This window comes from Bacillus cereus group sp. MYBK79-1 (genome assembly GCF_051915365.1).
Classification (GTDB): domain Bacteria; phylum Bacillota; class Bacilli; order Bacillales; family Bacillaceae_G; genus Bacillus_A.
In genome coordinates this window covers 693,940-710,739 of sequence record NZ_JBQAEO010000001.1, presented here as the reverse complement: position 1 = coordinate 710,739, position 16,800 = coordinate 693,940, and the positions used below count along the sequence as shown (strand labels likewise).

Sequence of the window (16,800 nt, the reverse complement as noted above, 5' to 3'; positions counted from 1 at the left end):
TAAGAGGTGCAAGATGATACAAACGTATTATGAAGTGATTGATACACCTATTTCAATTGAGGAAGTTACAAACAAAGTAATTCGTCGTGAGTGCGGCGCAGTTACTACTTTCATTGGTACTGTTAGAGAATTTACGAAAGGACGTCGTACGCTTTATTTAGAGTATGAAGCATATAAAACAATGGCAGAAAAACAGCTTGAGAAAATTGGTACCGAAGTAGGAGAGAAGTGGCCTAGGACATATGTCTCCATTACACATCGCATTGGTATATTGCAGATTTCTGATCTTGCTGTTGTCGTTGCTGTTTCTACACCACACCGGAAAGCTGCCTATGAGGCGAACGAATATATTATGGAGCGTATAAAACAAATTGTTCCGATTTGGAAGAAAGAGTTTTGGAAAGATGGTGAATCATGGATTGGTGATCAGTTAGAGAATGTAGCATATGAGAATGGTGAGCCTGAAAAGGAGATGAGAATATGATTGAAGTACTATTATTCGCACATTTACAAGAAGAAGTAAGTAAGCCAGCATTACACATAGAGTGTGAAAATATTACGGTTGCGAAGCTAAAGGAAGTACTCATTAAGAAATACAACGTAGCGATTTCAAGTGAGATTATGGTTGCTATAAATGAAGAGTATGCAAATGAGGATGACATCATTCAAACTGGCGATGTTGTAGCAATGATTCCGCCAGTAAGTGGTGGTTGATTCTTTTCAGCCTAATCATGTTAGGACGTGATTAGGCTGGAGGGAATGAATATAACTATGCATACATAGGAGGGAACAGGATGAAAAGTCCAAATTTTCAATTAAGTTTACAAACTTCTAATCTAGTTATCGGTTTTATGGTATGGGTCATTTTATCATCATTAATGCCTTATATTAAAGCGGATATTCCATTAACTGCGGGACAAATTTCAATGGTAACAGCAGTACCGGTTATTTTAGGTTCTGTTCTTCGCATTCCGATTGGTTATTGGACAAATCGTTTCGGAGCAAGAAAATTATTCTTTATTAGTTTTATTCTATTATTATTTCCTGTCTTTTATATTAGTGTTGCTAATTCAATGATGGATTTAATTATTGGTGGATTATTTGTCGGAATCGGTGGGGCCGTATTCTCCGTAGGGGTAACTTCTTTACCGAAATATTTTCCGAAAGAGAGTCACGGTTTTGTAAATGGTATTTACGGTGTCGGTAACGCCGGAACAGCCATTACTTCGTTTTTAGCACCTGTCATTGCAACTTCAGTTGGCTGGAGAACGACAGTACAGTGTTATTTAGTTTTACTTGCAGCGTTTGCACTTATGAACTTTTTATTAGGCGATCGTAAGGAGAAAAAGGTGAATACACCATTAATGGAACAAATAAAAGGTGTATATAAAAATGAAAAACTTTGGTTTCTATGTATCTTTTACTTTTTAACATTCGGATCGTTTGTCGCATTTACAGTATACTTACCAAACTTCTTAGTATCTCACTTCGGATTAGAGAAAGTGGATGCAGGTATGCGGACTGCTGGATTCATTGTACTCGCAACAATGATGCGTCCAATTGGCGGTTGGCTTGGTGATAAATTTAACCCATTTAAAATATTAATCTTCGTATTTATCGGTTTAACACTTTCTGGTATTATTTTATCATTTATGCCTAGTATGAACGTGTATACATTTGGTTGCTTACTAGTCGCATTTTGTGCAGGTATTGGTAATGGTACAATCTTCAAACTCGTTCCAATGTACTTCTCAGAACAAGCTGGTATTGTAAATGGACTCGTTTCAGCTTTAGGTGGACTAGGAGGGTTCTTCCCACCATTAATTTTAACTTTACTATTCCAACTAACAGGTCATTATGCAATTGGATTTATGGCATTATCAGAAGTCGCACTTGCTTGTTTAATCATTACAGTGTGGATGTATAGTCAAGAAAAACTGTTAGTGATGTTAAAGAATCATTAAAAAAGAAAAAGAGCCGTCCCGAAGTATTTTGGGATGGTTCTTTTAGTAATAGGCTTCAACTTGTTTTTTATTGATATCTTAACAAATGTTTGTTTTCTAAAATAATGTGGTTTTAAAATGAAAAACAGAAGGAGAATGGAATTTTATGTTAAAATATAGATATCAGATGTTATTCAATTAAAGGGCAGGTTAGTTAAAGAAAGTTTAAATTTCTTCCAAAGATCGAACTAATTTTTAACATACAAATATTTAATTGGATCGGGGTGTTTAGATGAAAAAATTATATAAGTCCACTCAAGATAAACAAGTTTCAGGTGTGTTAGGTGGCTTAAGCGACAAGTATGGAATTGATGTAAGTATTCTTCGCATAGTAACTGCATTATCAGCTTTTTTTACTAGTGGATTTACAGTGTTACTTTATATAATCGCTGCAATTGTTTTGCCTACAGATAAAGAAATTAAGCGATAAATGTATAAAATTAAATCGAATTCCACAATGGGGAACTTTAAAGGAACGAGTAGATAAAGGTACTTCGCCTCTTACACGTCTAGTGTAAGAGAAAGGGACTTTTCCTTTGTCGGAATATATCGAGAATGAAAATAATAACTTTTGAATTAAACGATGACTATTGATTGCTAATGAATCGATTAATAGTCGCTCCTTTCTAAAAGCTATATATTAATATATTTAAAGATTCTGAAATTAAATAGCGCATGGAGGTATCTATAACAAGAAAAAACTGCATATTTTTTTAGGATCAGATTTTTGGGTAAGGCAAATGGATATTGTGAAAAAGTACACTTAAAATAAAGAATACAGTTTAGGTTGATAAGATAAAATTATGAATTTGTATAAATAATCCATAATTTTCTTTGTGAGTCATATTTGATATGTTAAAGAAAAGAGAGGCTTTAAACCAACTAAAATATATGTAGAATGAGGTTTTAAATGTTTATTTTTATTATATTAGACGTAATATTACCAATATTAATATTGATGTTAATTGGTGCAATCTTACAAAGAAAGTTCCAATTTAACTTAAAGCAGCTATCTACACTTATTACTTATTGCTTGATGCCAGCGGCTGTATTTGTGAATATATATGATATTAGTATAGAAACAGGTTTGTTGCTCCAGATTATGTACTATTTAATGCTTTATAGTCTGAGTCTAATGCTGGTAAGTCATTTCATTTCAAAAACATTAAAGTTAGAAAAAGGAGAAAGTGCAGCTCTAAAAAATAGCATTTCGTTAATGAATTCTGGTAATTATGGATTACCAGTAAGTCAATTGATTTTCAGTCATAATCCAGTGGGGGTTTCCATTCAGATTTTTATTGTGATTTTCCAGAATCTTTTAACTTATTCATATGGGATATATAACTTACTATCAGCAACAAAAACAATCGGAGGTATTATTCAATCATTTCTAAGACTGCCTGTATTTCATGCGCTCGTATTAGGGATTCTCTTTCAATCGTTTACATTTCAAATACCTAATTCTATCTTTCTACCTCTTAATCAGCTTGCGAATAGTTTTGTTGCAATAGCTCTCATATTGCTAGGAGCACAATTATCCAACATTAAGCTTAATTTTTTCCATCGAGTCATAACATGGGCTTTAGTAGGAAGGTTACTGATGGGGCCATTATTAGCACTTGCCATGATCTACCTACTAAACATTGATGGTATTGTTGCACAATCATTATTTATTGCAAGTTCTTTTCCTACTTCAAGAAATACATCAACCATTGCTATGGAGTATCAAATAGAGCCTGAATTACATGCACAAATCGTTTTGTTTTCAACACTTTTCAGCATTATTACAGTAACCGTCGTTATTTATTTGTCATATATTTTGTTTTGAATATGCGTTTAAAAACGAATAGATTTGAGGCGGTAAATGATGGACGGAAATCCCATCGATATGAGAGGAAAACAGTCTTTGATATATTAGGTGTCGTTTACAATTGTACCATGCCTGATAATTAAGCGGCTTAATTCAAAAAAGGAACCAAAACAAAAAGAACAAACGCTTCTAAAAAACGTTTGTCCAAAGTAAATTCATAGTTAGATAATAGGTAGATTACGATTTATGTGTACGAGAAAGCTTTTTTATAAGAGTAGGAAAAATAGATGTTAGTTCCTGCTTCAAACGCTTCGTAAACGATGGATCCTTACCTGAAGTTGAAATCGTTATAACATATTCATCATGTCGGATGACGCCAGGTGTGTGAAAAGATGATTCTGTACCATCACTTACAACGTTAACCCACTGGAAATCGTGGGCGGCCTGTTTAACCATCAGATTTACAGCATGTTGATTTGTAGCTGCATAAATAAGGTGAGCATCTTTAATATCATCATTACTAAAAGTTTTTTGCTTCCAAGTAATATAAGGAAGTTCCTTCATTTCTTCGCAAATTTCTGGGCTGATAACGGTGACAAAAGCGCCTGTATCTTTTAATCCAGACGCTTTTCGATATGCGATTTTACCTCCACCAATAATAACGACCACTTTTTTATTTAAATTAAGCATAAGAGGGTACATGTTATACATACACACATGCCTCCATTCGTTCTAATAATGTTAACTTCATATATGTATCAAACTGAAGGCAGTTACAAGTCGTAACGTAATCATATTTTCTCGTATGCAATTTAATTTTTTGAAGCAACAGTCCGGTAAAGAGAAGGTACGGCATGACGTATACACGTGGTGCAGTTGATGTTATAGTCTTCAGCTCAGCAGTAAAAGAGGGCGTTCCTTTCGTTAAAAAGGAACACGATACTGACATACCGAGTTTTTGTTCGACAGCTGATCCGATTTGTTGTAACTCATGTATTGGCTGTGGATCACTACTGCCCCTACCTACGAGTAAAATACTACTACCTTGCATTGGCATAGCTTCACGTATTCTTTTTACTACAAGTTCCACCATATGTGGATGCGTACTAAAAGGTGGTACAACTGAAAATGTTATTTGGGTATATTTCTTTTGTAATTGCTCAATCTCAAAAGGAATATCACGTTTATAGTGAGCTGCTGCAAATAATAAAACAGGTACAATCATTATTTCAGTTGCGCCCTCTAGTATCGCTTCTGTAACTGCATCCAAAATAGTAGGTGTTGTTAGTTCTAAAAAAGCTATTTTTTGAATTCTTTCGTTACGTTCTTTCATAACAGATTGAATAAAGTGAATGAATTGTTCATTACCTTCTTGGAGCCGGCTCCCGTGTCCAACATATACAATTCCTTTCATCGTACCACCAAATCTTTCTCCATAATCATGTCTTGTAATTGCTCATCTACATCTTGAAATCCGACTTTATTCGCATAGTGTAAAGTTGGAATGTCGGTATACGAGAAGGGAAGAGTAAGGATATCGATAAAGCCAAGGCGTTTTACTTCTGATAGAAACGTATCAATTGAGGCACGGCCGTCAAATACAATGCTATCCCATGAGAATTCAGAAAGCATACGAGAATGGACTTCATCGAAACGATGATCAATCGTATACGCATGAGTCATCATATAAGACCCGGCACCAATTTTCTCTTGAATAAAAGCAATTCGATTAATATTTCTGCCTAAATAAACAGTAGTATCGGAAGAGAACTCTGCTTGTTTACTTAGTAGCCCATATTGCATAAGTTTTTCTTGAGTGGCAACGTTCATATATTGCAGTTGCGCCTGTAAGGAACGAATATCTTTCTGATGTTTACTACATGATTGCATCAATATTTCTACACTTTCAGCGGAACAAAACACAAGGCGATCAACGTTGAAAATTTCATTGATTTGTTCAGAGGTTAATGTGTTTTCTTCCTTTTTCAAAGTAGGAATTTGATATATTTCTGCACCGCCTTCTTGTAATTTTTGCTTCATTAAACTTGTTTTATTTGTTGCGGATGCAAATAAAACCTTTTTACCATGTAATGGCTTACGTTCTTTCCAAGCGATTTGATCCCGTAAGGAAACGACATCACCAACAATTGTCATGGATGGATTGGAAATATTTTCTTTTTTGACGATAGGAACAATGGTTGAAAGTGTTCCTGTGACAACACGCTGTTTTCCAGTTGTACCCCATTCAATAACTGCTACGGGTGTATCGTCTTTTTTTCCTGCTTGTAGTAAGTTATCGCAAATTGTAGGTAAGTTTTTTATACCCATGTAGTAGGCGATTGTGTCGCCATTGTGGGATGAATTACATTTTCCATGATCGGTTAAAGGACCTTTTGCATGCCCAGTTAGTAAAGTGACACTATTACTGTAGTTGCGGTGGGTGAGGGGGATACCTGCATAACTACTAGCAGCAATGCTAGATGTAATACCTGGTACAATTTCATATGGAATGTTCGCTGTTGCTAAAGTTTCTGCTTCTTCACCAACACGGCCAAAAATAGATGGATCTCCGCCCTTTAAGCGGACAACGATTTTTCCTTCTTTCGCAAATTGAAGGAGGTGGGCATTTATCATTTCTTGTCGCATAATATGATTCTTTGGCATTTTTCCGCAATAAATAAGTTCACATGTTTCTTTTGTATAACTAAGAAAGAAAGGGTTTAATAAACGGTCATATAAAACGATATCTGCGCGCTTTAAACAATCTATCGCTTTCTTTGTAATAAGCCCTTCATCACCTGGTCCTGCACCAACTAAATATACATATCCGTTCATAATCGCACCTCATCAATTTTTATTTAAAAGGAAGCCAGAGGAGGCTTCCTTTCGTAAATTACATGTATAAATAAATGTCACCATCATTAACTTCTACTTCGTACGTTTGAATACAACCGTCATCAGGTTTTTGAACTTCACCTGTTATTAGTGAGATTTTCCAATCATGCAGTGGACAAAAGACGAATTCTCCAGATACAATTCCTTCTGCTAACGGTCCGTTTTTATGAGGACAACGATTTTCTACAGCTCGAATATCACCATTTGAAAGGCGGAATAGGGCGATAGACATACCTTTCATTTGCACCTCTTTACCGATTTGAGTAGGAAGGTCTTCTGCACGCATAACTTTTATTTTTTCTTTCGTTTGTATCATTTAGATCACAGCTCCTTATTTCACAGTTTCTACTTCATACATCGCTTTTAATGACTTCGTTTCTAGTGCTTGTCCCCAAGCTTCCGTATATGTGCTACGAGCTGTTTGGAAACGATCATTTAGCATAGTAACCATACTTTCATCTTGTAGTATTTCTTTTATGTGATCGAAGCCTAAACGCTCTGTCCAGTAGGCAGTACGCTCTCCGTAAATGCCAGTTTCACGATAATATTGCATATAAGCTGTAGCGATGCGAAGGACATCATCTTCGGTAGGGACAATCATGACAAAATCAGCTTCGCGTACTTCTGTACCACCATTTCCGCCGATATAAAGTTGATATCCATTTTCGACACAAACAACGCCAAAATCTTTCGTCAATACTTCTGCACAGTTACGCGGACAGCCCGTTACACCCATCTTCATTTTATGAGGTGTATCTACCATTTCTAATGATTGTTCAAGGAGCATACCAAGTCCTAATGAATCTTTCGTACCGAAACGGCAGAAGCGAGAGCCAACACATGATTTTACATTACGAAGAGATTTTGAATACGCATATCCAGAAGTCATATGTAAGTCAGCCCATACGTTAGGTAAATCTTGTTTCTTCACACCATATAAGCCGATTCGGCTCGCACCTGTAATTTTTATAAGTGGAACGTCATATTTCTTCGCAACTTCAGCAATTTTCATTAAATCATCTGCTGTTGTAACGCCTCCGTACATACGTGGAATAACAGAGAATGTACCATCGTGCTGGATATTACCGTTCATTCTTTCATTCACGAAACGGGACGCTTTATCATCTTCGTATTCTTCTGGAATCGCCATACGTAAATAGTAGTTCAAAGCAGGGCGACATTTCGAACAGCCGTCTTCCTGTACAAAACCAAGAACATTTCGTACTTCTTTTGGAGATTTTAAACCTTTCTCGTGAATGGCCGCTACGACTTCATCACGTGATAAAGTTGTACATCCGCACATACCAGTAGACTGCATAGAAGCATCAAAAGCATCTCCGAGTGTATGAGATAAAACTTGTTCCACAAGCGGACGACATTTACCACAAGAACCAGCGGCTTTCGTGCATCCTTTTACCTCTTCAAAAGTAGTTAACTCTTGCTCTAAAATAGCATGAACGATTGTACCTTTCGTAACACCATTACATCCACAAATCGTGTCATCCGCACTCATTGTAGCAACGTCAAGTTCACTTTCTTCACCAGCTTTGTGAAGAAGGGAAGCGGTTGTATATTCTTGTATATCTTCTTCTTTCTTTAACATGCTAAAGAGACGTGTACCATCAGCAGTATCCCCGTATAAAACGATACCAACGACTTTATTGTCACGAATTAATACTTTTTTATAGGAACGTTTACATTCATCAAAGATTGATATTGCTTTCGTTTGATCATCTTCATAAATTTGGCCAGCAGAGAATAAGTCACAACCAGCAACTTTTAATTGCGTACCAACGATACTGCCCGTGTATCCATTCGTTTGTAAATTCGTTATATGTTTCGCTAATATTGTGCCTTGTTCATAGAGAGGGGCAACAAGTCCATATGCAATACCATCATGTTCTGCACATTCACCAACTGCATAAATGGATTCATCATTTGTTAGCATATAGTCATTGACTACAATGCCGCGATTGACAAGTAAACCAGTATCTCTTGCTATTTGAGTATTTGGGCGTATTCCGACAGCCATTACGATTAAATCACAATCTACAACTTCACCATCTTCAAATTGAATGCCCTCAACATGTTCTGTACCAAGAATTTTTACAGTTTTCTTTTCCATTAGAAACTTCATGCCTTGCGCTTCTAAATCTTTACGAAGAAGAGAAGCTGCTTTCGTATCTAGTTGTTGCTCCATTAAGCTAGGCATTAAATGAACAACATGTACGTCCATTCCTAAGTCAATTAGACCTCTTGCGGCCTCTAAACCAAGTAACCCGCCACCAATGACAACGGCTTTTTTCTTTTCTTTAGCGGTATCAATCATAAATTGTGTATCTTCAATAGTTCGAAATCCTGTTACACCAGGAAGAGTGGAACCTTCAACAGGTAAAATAAAAGCGCTAGAACCTGTTGCGACAATGAGTTTGTCATATGTAACAGTACGATTCTTTTCTGTGATAATGATTTTTTCTTCACGGTTAATACTCTGAACTCTTTCATCTGTATACAAGGTTATTTCGTTTTCCTCATACCAACTGTATTCATTCATAATGATATCTTTCATATTTGTTTTGCCTTGTAAAACATGAGAGAGCATAATGCGATTGTAGTTTGGATGCGGTTCATCTCCAAAAATAGTAATCTCATATAAATCATTATCATGTTTTAATATTTCTTCGATACAACGTATGCCAGCCATACCATTTCCGATCATAACTAAACGTTTTTTCATTTTCGTTTCCCCTTTTTATGTGAAATATTGAACAAAGGATTATATTTTTATTATAGAAAATCAAATAAGGGGGAGATGTGATATTTATCACATTTTTATAATGATTCACAAATTGTTAAAATTCGGTTTTATGTGAAGGGGGTGTGGATATTTTTCGCAAAATGAAAAAGCAGGACATAAGTATTTACACTCATGTCCTGCAATTGATCTATGCTTTTGTAATGGCACGTGGAAATAAAATATTATTTTCTAAATGAATATGCTCAAATAAATCAGACTCTAGCGATTCAAGACGTTGGTAGACAAGTCGATAAGTACCGCAAGCGCCTTCTGGAGGAGTAAAGTCATTTGTCACTTTACGAAGTTCTTTTATAATATTTCCGGCATGATTGTGCTCATTTTCTAGTTCATCTACTACTTTACGTAACTTTATATAGTTTTCATCGGTTGGATTTTGTTCAAATTCTAAAATTAATGGGAAATCTTCTGTTTCTTCTTTAATTAAATGCTGTTCTAATTCCATTTTAAGTTCGTGAAATAGCTTATGAATTTGAGCTAAATGAGGCTGACTTGCTCCATGAACACGTAACACTTTCGTCACATAAGGACTTAATTGTGGCAACTCTTCATTTAAATAACGATGATGCTTATTTATAACATAATCAATCAATTCGCGATAAGAAGCACTTTTCCAATCAATTTCAGATTCATTTAATCGTTTCGTATTATGATAAAGCGTATTTAACTCTGTAATTACTTCATCCGCCGATAAATTTCTTTCATGAATTGCATCAATAAGTGGCTTATTACCACCACAACAAAAATCTATTCTATATGATTTAAAGAGATCACTAGCTTTCGGAAATTGTGTGACAATCTCACCAACAATTGAAGTTTCAGTAAATGTATGTTCCATATGAATGCCTCCATAAAGTTTAAATGTAATATCTAAATTAAGAATAGCGATAAATGAAAAACAATGTGGTGATTGAAATCACTTTTTATGTGTCTGATTTGAGAATAATAGGATTATTCTTCAACAGAGGACATTATAGAAAAGACGGCGAAGAATTTTGGGATAGGAAGTATATCTTTTATAGGAGGTTTTTATGGAATATGTTTATCATATGGTACCAGAAGAACTAAAAGGAGAATATTTAATCCCATTAAATGAATTGAAAAGTGTATATCCAAATTTATACGGTGAGTATATCCAAAAATATAAAGATCATCCTCACAGGGAGAAATTATTAACACGTAAAATACCAAAACTAGAATGTTTATGGAATGATGTTGTGCATTTTTTACCATTACATCCTTATGAGATTTATAAAGTATCACTGGAAATAGGAATAAACCTTCATACAAATAAACTGTTTTATAAAGTTCCTATTAGCGCATTGAAGGGTCAGTGTATGGCAATATACAAGTACTCAAAGCATAATTGGGGTGGACCAAATAGAGAATTAAAAGAATGCGAAATAGAAATCATCAACTTTAATGAATATAGAGAATTAAAGCAATTAAATACCTGCACCAAAGAATATTACAGGGAGGAATATGAAAAGGGTAGAAGATTTGGGATGTTTCACTTAATTCCACATGTTCTTGTCAAAGGAAAAATAGAGGTGAAAAATCTTGAAATAATAAATTGGAGTATTGCTCCAGTTAATGATTAATATTACAAGCATTTAAAAAATAAGATGTCAATTTGAATTGATATATGGCTTACAAGAATGGAAGAGTAATAACTATACGTAATAGTAAAAAAGAAGCCTACTAGAAGCTTCTTTTTTACTACTATTTTTCACATGCAACTCCATCGCCATCACGATCAAGATGTGAGGCATAACCTGGTTGTCCTTTATATAGAGGGGCTTTCCCAGCTTCTCTAACTGCAGCACAATTTTTGTAGTATGCATTACTAGTATTTCCAGCAGCAGGTTGTGTTTGAGCTTGCTGTGCTTTTTTCTGTTCCTCTTGTTGTTTGCGAGCTTGTTCATCAGCTTGGCGTTTTTGCTCTTCTTGTTGTTTACGAGCTTGTTCATCAGCTTGGCGTTTTTGCTCTTCTTGTTGTTTACGAGCTTGCTCATCAGCGATACGTTTTTGTTCTTCTTGCTTACGAGCTTGTTCCTCGGCTTGACGTTTTTCATCCTCTTGCTTCCGATTTTGTTCTTCAGCTTGACGCTTCTCATCTTCTTGTTTTTGAGTTTTTTCGTCCGCTTCTTTCTTTTCTAGTTCTTTTTTCTTCTCGCTCTCTTTTTCTTCTGCATTGTTAGAAGTAACTTTTTTACTAGTTGCTGTCGTTTTTTCAGAAGAAGGAGCTGAAATACTTGAGAGTGCAACAAAAATGACAAATAAAATAGCTGTGATAATAAATTGTTTTTTTGCTACACCTGTCTTTTTAATTACAGATAAGATTGCTAGTGCAAGGAAGAAAACAAATAAAACAAAACTTAAAATAGAAAAGAATTCAACAATTGGGTTATTAGAAGTCTCAGCACTAGTTATTATTAATACAATCGAAATCATAAAAAGAATAACGGCAGGACGACCATATTGTTTAGCTTTTCCATTTCTCTTGAAAAACGAGATGATGCATAGAATTAAAAGAATAAAAGCAATAAAAAATAAAGCTGCACCAATATTACTCAAAATCGTCATTTTTATACCTCCATTTGTAAGATTTTTACTATTGATTATATAGGAATTTATTGGATATTACACGATTTATATAAATTTAGAAAATTAGTATTTTTAATAGACTAACAAATATTTATTTATATATAAGGAAAAATAGATATATTTCCTATTTCATTTTCAAAGAGAATTCATAAAGTATAATATATCGATTGAAAGGAGGGGGTTTAAATGGAATTTCAATTATTGGTAACTTGTATATTACAAGAAGGTAATGCTTTCTTTTTAGTAACGAAAGTAGACGATGTTATTACGTTAAAAGTACCGATTACTGCGGGAGTAGCAGGTTTATTCTTAGCTTTAGGTGTACCAAGATGTTCTTAATTTAAATCTCTACAGTAGAAAGAGGAGGACAAGCCTCTTTCTACTGGTACATAATTATTTTATGTAAACTAAAATGTTATTTTAGTAATAGCACATTTAAAATGGACATGCATATACTATAATGTTTTTTAAGTTATGAAATTAAAGAGGTGCTATTATATATGAAAAGAAGAACATTTGATATTCCAGTTACATTACGAAGAGAGTGGTTTTTAATAGAATTAGCCCATTTAACGAAAAAATATGGAATTGAAATTGCAAATAGCAAAATGGAAGCTGCACCGTTTTTAAGAGATCAAGTTACGGAATCAAAAATAGGATCAGGGCTCCAATACGATAAATATGATGATGAGTATATAATTGAAAATTAAAGAGTAACAGCAAAAATAAATTTCTTTATAACAAAATATAAAATAAAGCAGATTCTAAATATGGAATCTGCTTTATTATGAAATACTTCTAGTCAACTAGCCTCTTTCTAGTGTTTTTCCTACATATTTCTCTTGCGTTATTCCAAAAGATTCACGAAGAATGCGAGCATAATCTTTTGATTCTATTGGTCGTTTATTTTTTGTGCCTTTAAAGGTTTCTGTATAATTTTTATTTGTTAATGATACGTGACCATAATCAGTTAATTTACAAGTAATAGCCCCTTTATTAAAAGGAGATTCTTTATGCTCTACAATCACTTTTTGAATGTTATTCACTTTTTTCTCATCTATTGGATCTAAAGTGAAAGCATAGCCTATTTTCCATTCATGTGAAGGTTCAGATTGCAAGAAATTTGTAGATTCCCCGTTAGCCCCTTTTCTCATTTCTAAAATGTGTGTGCCTTTTCGGGTAGTTCGTTTGCGAATTTGATATTCTCCTGTTTGAGAAGAGATGACTTCGCCGTTAAAAGGGACTGGATGTAAAGGTAGATGAGATGCAAACCCTGCATCTATAACATAATCTTTATTATTATGATTTAATATGATAATGACATGACCATCATCGGGTTTCCATTTATTATCGTAAAGATCATAAACAGTACCAGCTACTTTATATACTTGAAATCCACAGTCCATTAAAAAGTAATACAATAAGGAGTTTAATTCATAACAAAGACCGCCTCGTTTTTGAATAAGTAACTTTTCTACTAAGTTCTTTTTTGAGATGTCTTTAAAAGTACCAGCCATAATATCAAGATTTTCATAGGGGAGAATCAATCCCATTTTTAAGAGGATTTCATCTAAATCATCAAATGTTATTTCTTTTGCAGGAATTTTTAATCGTTTAAAAAATTCCTTTTGTAACTTGGTCATCATAAAGCATTCTCCTTTCTTTTTACAGAATTTTCTTCTGCTCATCGCTAGGTTAGTACTTCTAAAATTTTAATTCAAGGCTGCGAAAATTATCATAATATATGTTTCTGGAAATCTTATTTTCTATTCGGAAATTTCAGTTTAGTTTTTAATCGTAGGAAAGTCTTACAATATAAGCTTCTATTCCTTTAGTTTGTATTTAATTAAATAAAAGTACATATCTTCATTAATCTTTTTTATAACTAGCTGGTAATAAAGTGTTTTTTTACTAAAGTTTTTTCAAGATTTGTATACTTTATATAAACAATAATGGTTTAGGGATATTTAGATTTAATAAAGTTAAAAATTATTGAGAAACTTTTTTGTAGTGTTCTCTCAAAAGGAAGAGATAGAAACAAAGAGAATAACGTGTGTTAAGGAAGAGGGTGTACTAGTAATCTCTTGAAAATAGGGCAAAATCTTGTTTAAGTAAAAAGATTATCTATTATTAAGAGTGAAGATAAAAAATATTACAAAGAGCACCTTCTTTCAAAAAAAGTGGGGGGAATAACATGCGATTGATGAGAAGATGTGTTACTTTACTAATTATATTTTTTATCATGGCTCCAATAATTAGCACGAATGTACGGGCAGAAGTTGTAAAAGAGCTTGGAAAGGGATTTCCTGATACAGAAGTATTTACACCTGGAGAATGGTTTTTAGGTCAAAAACCTGCAAATTATGATGAGAATAAGCCTCCAATTCTTTTTGTACAAGGAAGGAATGGGAATGCTGATAGTTGGTATGGTAAGACAGTGTATCATGATATAAATGATATGTATGACTATGCTTTGAAAGCAGGCTATCAAACAGTTTTTATACAATTATATGATGCTGCTGGAAAAGGGTCAGCTAGTCAGTGGGACAACGGAAAATTGTTAGCACAAAAATTAGAAGAAATATATAATCATTTCGGTAAAAAAGTTAATATTGTAGCACATAGTAAAGGCGGTATTGATACACAGGCTGCATTAGTAGGATATGGTGCAAATCGATTTGTCGGAAATGTTATTACACTTGCGACGCCACATCATGGATCAAACTTAGCGGATTTATCATATAGTTGGTGGGCAGGATGGCTTGCTTCTATATTAGGTCAAAAAGATGATGGTACGTATTCATTACAAATGGGGGAAATGGCAAAGTTTCGTTCAACGATTGATAATAATCCAGCAGCTAAATTAAACCGTTACTATACGGCTACTGGGACTAGCTGGGGACCAGTATTTTCTGCTTTATCTATGGGTGGGTTATATTTGTCATCATACGGTTCAAATGATGGATTAGTAAATGAGTGGAGTGCTAAGTTACCGTATGGAACGCATTTATTTACAGATTCCAAATTTGATCATGATAATATACGAAAAGGATCTGCTGTTTTCTCTCGCATTGAACCATATTTACGTACATCAAATGTAGCCGTACCAGCTTTAGTAGCATCGAGTACTAGTTCAAATGAAAATATAGAACAATTAAATACAACTTCAAATCAAAACATTTTAGGAGGAGAATTGCCACAAAATCAGTGGATTGAGCAAACCGTTACAGTTGATAAAAAGGCAGAAGGAATCGTTTCTATCTTAACTGCTTCTTCTGATGTAGACGTACAAATGATATCTCCAAAAGGAAAAATGTATACAAATAAGGATAGCGTTATAACTACTGGTGAAGGTGAATCTTTCTTTGGTGGTGCGACAATTAGAACTTTTAAATTTGATAAAATGGATGTAGGAGAATGGAAAGTTAAAATGATGGCGAAGCAGTCGAAAGACGCATATTTAGTTGTAAGCGATTACAAGAGTGGCGCACCATTTGTTCTCCAAATGCCTACAAAAGTTAAAGTGAATAAATCTGAGTATAAACTGAAAAAATCACCTGTGGCACCTGAAATGAAAGGGGATCTTTCTATAACAGTAAGAGTCGTGAATAAAGAAGGGAAACTAGTCTCTGAATACAATGAACTACAAAATGTTAATAACAATACATTTACTGGTGCTTTGAAGGACATAAAGCAACCAGGAGTATATAACGTTACGATGGATATAAAAGGAATGAATAAAGAAGGGCAACCGTATAATCGTACAATTGTTAAGTCGGTTTATGTGGAGAAGTAAGAAAGAATAAGAAGTTTTTAATATAAAAAGTACCGAACTTTTGTAGAAGAGTTCGGTACTTTTTTCATGTCTATTAGATGAACTGAAAGATACAATGGAATTTATGTTCGATGATGGGAATTTAAAGAACATTATTCAATAAAAAAGATGCTGAAATAGCATCTGAATGTGAAGATGATTATTAACTTAGTTTTATAACTGTTAATTCAACTGCATTGATACCATTATCACAAGTTATAATACTCTGACGATTAAAACCACTATTATTTTTCAGTTGAAGAGTTGAATTAGCGGGAACTGTAACAATCGTTTCGCCTGTTAGTTGAAGGCATTCGTTATTTGATGAAGTATTCATTTGAAAAGCAAAGTCACCTTGACTATTAGCAAGTGGATTATTATTTAAAAATATAGTCATGACTGGTATATGTGGAAACACAGGATTTAAAGTAGTGTTAATTGTTGAAATGAAAGAAACTCTATAATCACCCGCTTGACTAAATTGTATAGTAGTAGGATTTAGTAAGGAAACGCCTCCTGCTATAGGGCCAACGTGATTAAATGGAAAAGGATCTCCAAACGGAACAGTTATAAACTCAGTTTGCCAAAAAGTACCGTATGCCGGACAGCTTTTTTTATGTGAATGGTCGCATGAACATTTTTTATATGAACTAGAAGAGCAGTTGCATGAGCATTTTTTATATGAGCTGAAAGAAGAGTTACATGAACATTTTTTATTTGAGTCTGAAGAATGATAGTATGAACCCAATATATTACCTCCTATTATGAATGAAGTTTATACTCATAGTATTTTATGCTTGTCTTATATAAAAGGTGATAGATGTGAAGTGTAAAGTGCTAATACGATGAAATGTAG

18 protein-coding genes are annotated in these 16,800 nt (G+C 34.0%); 9 read left to right on the top strand and 9 right to left on the bottom strand.

What is annotated here, in order from left to right:
• Positions 1–13: 13 nt before the first annotated feature.
• The 5 genes from ACTFOB_RS03650 to ACTFOB_RS03630 all read left to right on the top strand — a co-directional run bounded on the left by ACTFOB_RS03650 (position 14) and on the right by ACTFOB_RS03630 (position 3,831).
• Positions 14–484: a molybdenum cofactor biosynthesis protein MoaE gene (locus ACTFOB_RS03650; RefSeq protein WP_440024551.1), complete on the top strand. Its 471-nt coding sequence runs from the start codon at positions 14–16 to the stop codon at positions 482–484.
• Positions 481–714, top strand: coding sequence for a molybdopterin converting factor subunit 1 (moaD, locus tag ACTFOB_RS03645; RefSeq protein WP_440024550.1), 234 nt, complete (start codon positions 481–483; stop codon positions 712–714). The genes ACTFOB_RS03650 and moaD overlap by 4 nt, the downstream gene beginning before the upstream one ends.
• Positions 715–794: 80 nt before the next feature.
• Positions 795–1,964, top strand: a complete 1,170-nt coding sequence (gene narK / locus ACTFOB_RS03640) for a nitrate transporter NarK (RefSeq protein ID WP_000841867.1) — start codon at positions 795–797, stop codon at positions 1,962–1,964.
• Between the two features lie 271 nt (positions 1,965–2,235).
• Entirely contained in the window at positions 2,236–2,433 is a 198-nt protein-coding gene (locus tag ACTFOB_RS03635; RefSeq protein ID WP_064473971.1) for a PspC domain-containing protein, read from the top strand.
• Between the two features lie 480 nt (positions 2,434–2,913).
• Entirely contained in the window at positions 2,914–3,831 is a 918-nt protein-coding gene (locus tag ACTFOB_RS03630; protein ID WP_440024549.1) for an AEC family transporter, read from the top strand.
• A gap of 219 nt (positions 3,832–4,050) precedes the next feature.
• Here ACTFOB_RS03630 and ACTFOB_RS03625 read toward each other — a convergent pair whose 3' ends face one another.
• From ACTFOB_RS03625 to ric, 6 genes are all read right to left on the bottom strand, one after another.
• Positions 4,051–4,524, bottom strand: coding sequence for a precorrin-2 dehydrogenase (locus ACTFOB_RS03625; RefSeq protein ID WP_440024547.1), 474 nt, complete (start codon positions 4,522–4,524; stop codon positions 4,051–4,053).
• Positions 4,517–5,227, bottom strand: coding sequence for a sirohydrochlorin chelatase (locus ACTFOB_RS03620; protein ID WP_440024546.1), 711 nt, complete (start codon positions 5,225–5,227; stop codon positions 4,517–4,519). The genes ACTFOB_RS03625 and ACTFOB_RS03620 overlap by 8 nt, the downstream gene beginning before the upstream one ends.
• A complete protein-coding gene (locus tag ACTFOB_RS03615; RefSeq protein ID WP_440024545.1) occupies positions 5,224–6,648 on the bottom strand; it encodes a uroporphyrin-III C-methyltransferase in 1,425 nt (474 codons plus the stop codon). Before ACTFOB_RS03615 ends, ACTFOB_RS03620 begins: the two co-directional genes overlap by 4 nt.
• Positions 6,649–6,706: 58 nt before the next feature.
• Positions 6,707–7,024, bottom strand: coding sequence for a nitrite reductase small subunit NirD (gene nirD, locus ACTFOB_RS03610; protein WP_440024544.1), 318 nt, complete (start codon positions 7,022–7,024; stop codon positions 6,707–6,709).
• Between the two features lie 15 nt (positions 7,025–7,039).
• Entirely contained in the window at positions 7,040–9,445 is a 2,406-nt protein-coding gene (nirB, locus tag ACTFOB_RS03605) for an NADPH-nitrite reductase large subunit (RefSeq protein ID WP_440024543.1), read from the bottom strand.
• 208 nt (positions 9,446–9,653) lie between these two features.
• The gene (gene ric, locus ACTFOB_RS03600) at positions 9,654–10,361 is read right to left on the bottom strand and encodes an iron-sulfur cluster repair di-iron protein (RefSeq protein ID WP_440024542.1); all 708 of its coding nucleotides are present in this window, start codon (positions 10,359–10,361) and stop codon (positions 9,654–9,656) included.
• Between the two features lie 193 nt (positions 10,362–10,554).
• Here ric and ACTFOB_RS03595 point away from each other — a divergent pair, with 193 nt between their 5' ends.
• Positions 10,555–11,124: a group-specific protein gene (locus ACTFOB_RS03595; RefSeq protein ID WP_163255207.1), complete on the top strand. Its 570-nt coding sequence runs from the start codon at positions 10,555–10,557 to the stop codon at positions 11,122–11,124.
• A gap of 121 nt (positions 11,125–11,245) precedes the next feature.
• On the opposite strand, the gene ACTFOB_RS03590 is transcribed toward ACTFOB_RS03595, so the two are convergent.
• Positions 11,246–12,109, bottom strand: a complete 864-nt coding sequence (locus tag ACTFOB_RS03590) for an excalibur calcium-binding domain-containing protein (protein ID WP_440024541.1) — start codon at positions 12,107–12,109, stop codon at positions 11,246–11,248.
• 207 nt (positions 12,110–12,316) lie between these two features.
• On the opposite strand from ACTFOB_RS03590, the gene exsG reads away from it, so the two are divergent.
• Both exsG and ACTFOB_RS03580 read left to right on the top strand, forming a co-directional pair.
• Positions 12,317–12,469: an exosporium protein ExsG gene (gene exsG / locus ACTFOB_RS03585; RefSeq protein ID WP_000395678.1), complete on the top strand. Its 153-nt coding sequence runs from the start codon at positions 12,317–12,319 to the stop codon at positions 12,467–12,469.
• A 161-nt stretch (positions 12,470–12,630) separates the two neighbouring features.
• The gene (locus ACTFOB_RS03580; RefSeq protein ID WP_440024540.1) at positions 12,631–12,840 is read left to right on the top strand and encodes a hypothetical protein; all 210 of its coding nucleotides are present in this window, start codon (positions 12,631–12,633) and stop codon (positions 12,838–12,840) included.
• Positions 12,841–12,936: 96 nt separating this feature from the next.
• Here the strand turns inward: ACTFOB_RS03580 and ACTFOB_RS03575 are convergent, their stop codons facing one another.
• Positions 12,937–13,776: an arylamine N-acetyltransferase family protein gene (locus ACTFOB_RS03575; RefSeq protein WP_327959037.1), complete on the bottom strand. Its 840-nt coding sequence runs from the start codon at positions 13,774–13,776 to the stop codon at positions 12,937–12,939.
• Between the two features lie 548 nt (positions 13,777–14,324).
• Between ACTFOB_RS03575 and ACTFOB_RS03570 the strand changes: the two genes are divergently transcribed.
• Positions 14,325–15,926 (top strand): esterase/lipase family protein, encoded by a 1,602-nt coding sequence (locus tag ACTFOB_RS03570; RefSeq protein WP_440024538.1) that lies wholly within the window; start codon positions 14,325–14,327, stop codon positions 15,924–15,926.
• A gap of 181 nt (positions 15,927–16,107) precedes the next feature.
• Here the strand turns inward: ACTFOB_RS03570 and ACTFOB_RS03565 are convergent, their stop codons facing one another.
• A complete protein-coding gene (locus ACTFOB_RS03565; RefSeq protein ID WP_440024537.1) occupies positions 16,108–16,692 on the bottom strand; it encodes a preprotein translocase in 585 nt (194 codons plus the stop codon).
• Positions 16,693–16,800 lie beyond the last annotated feature (108 nt).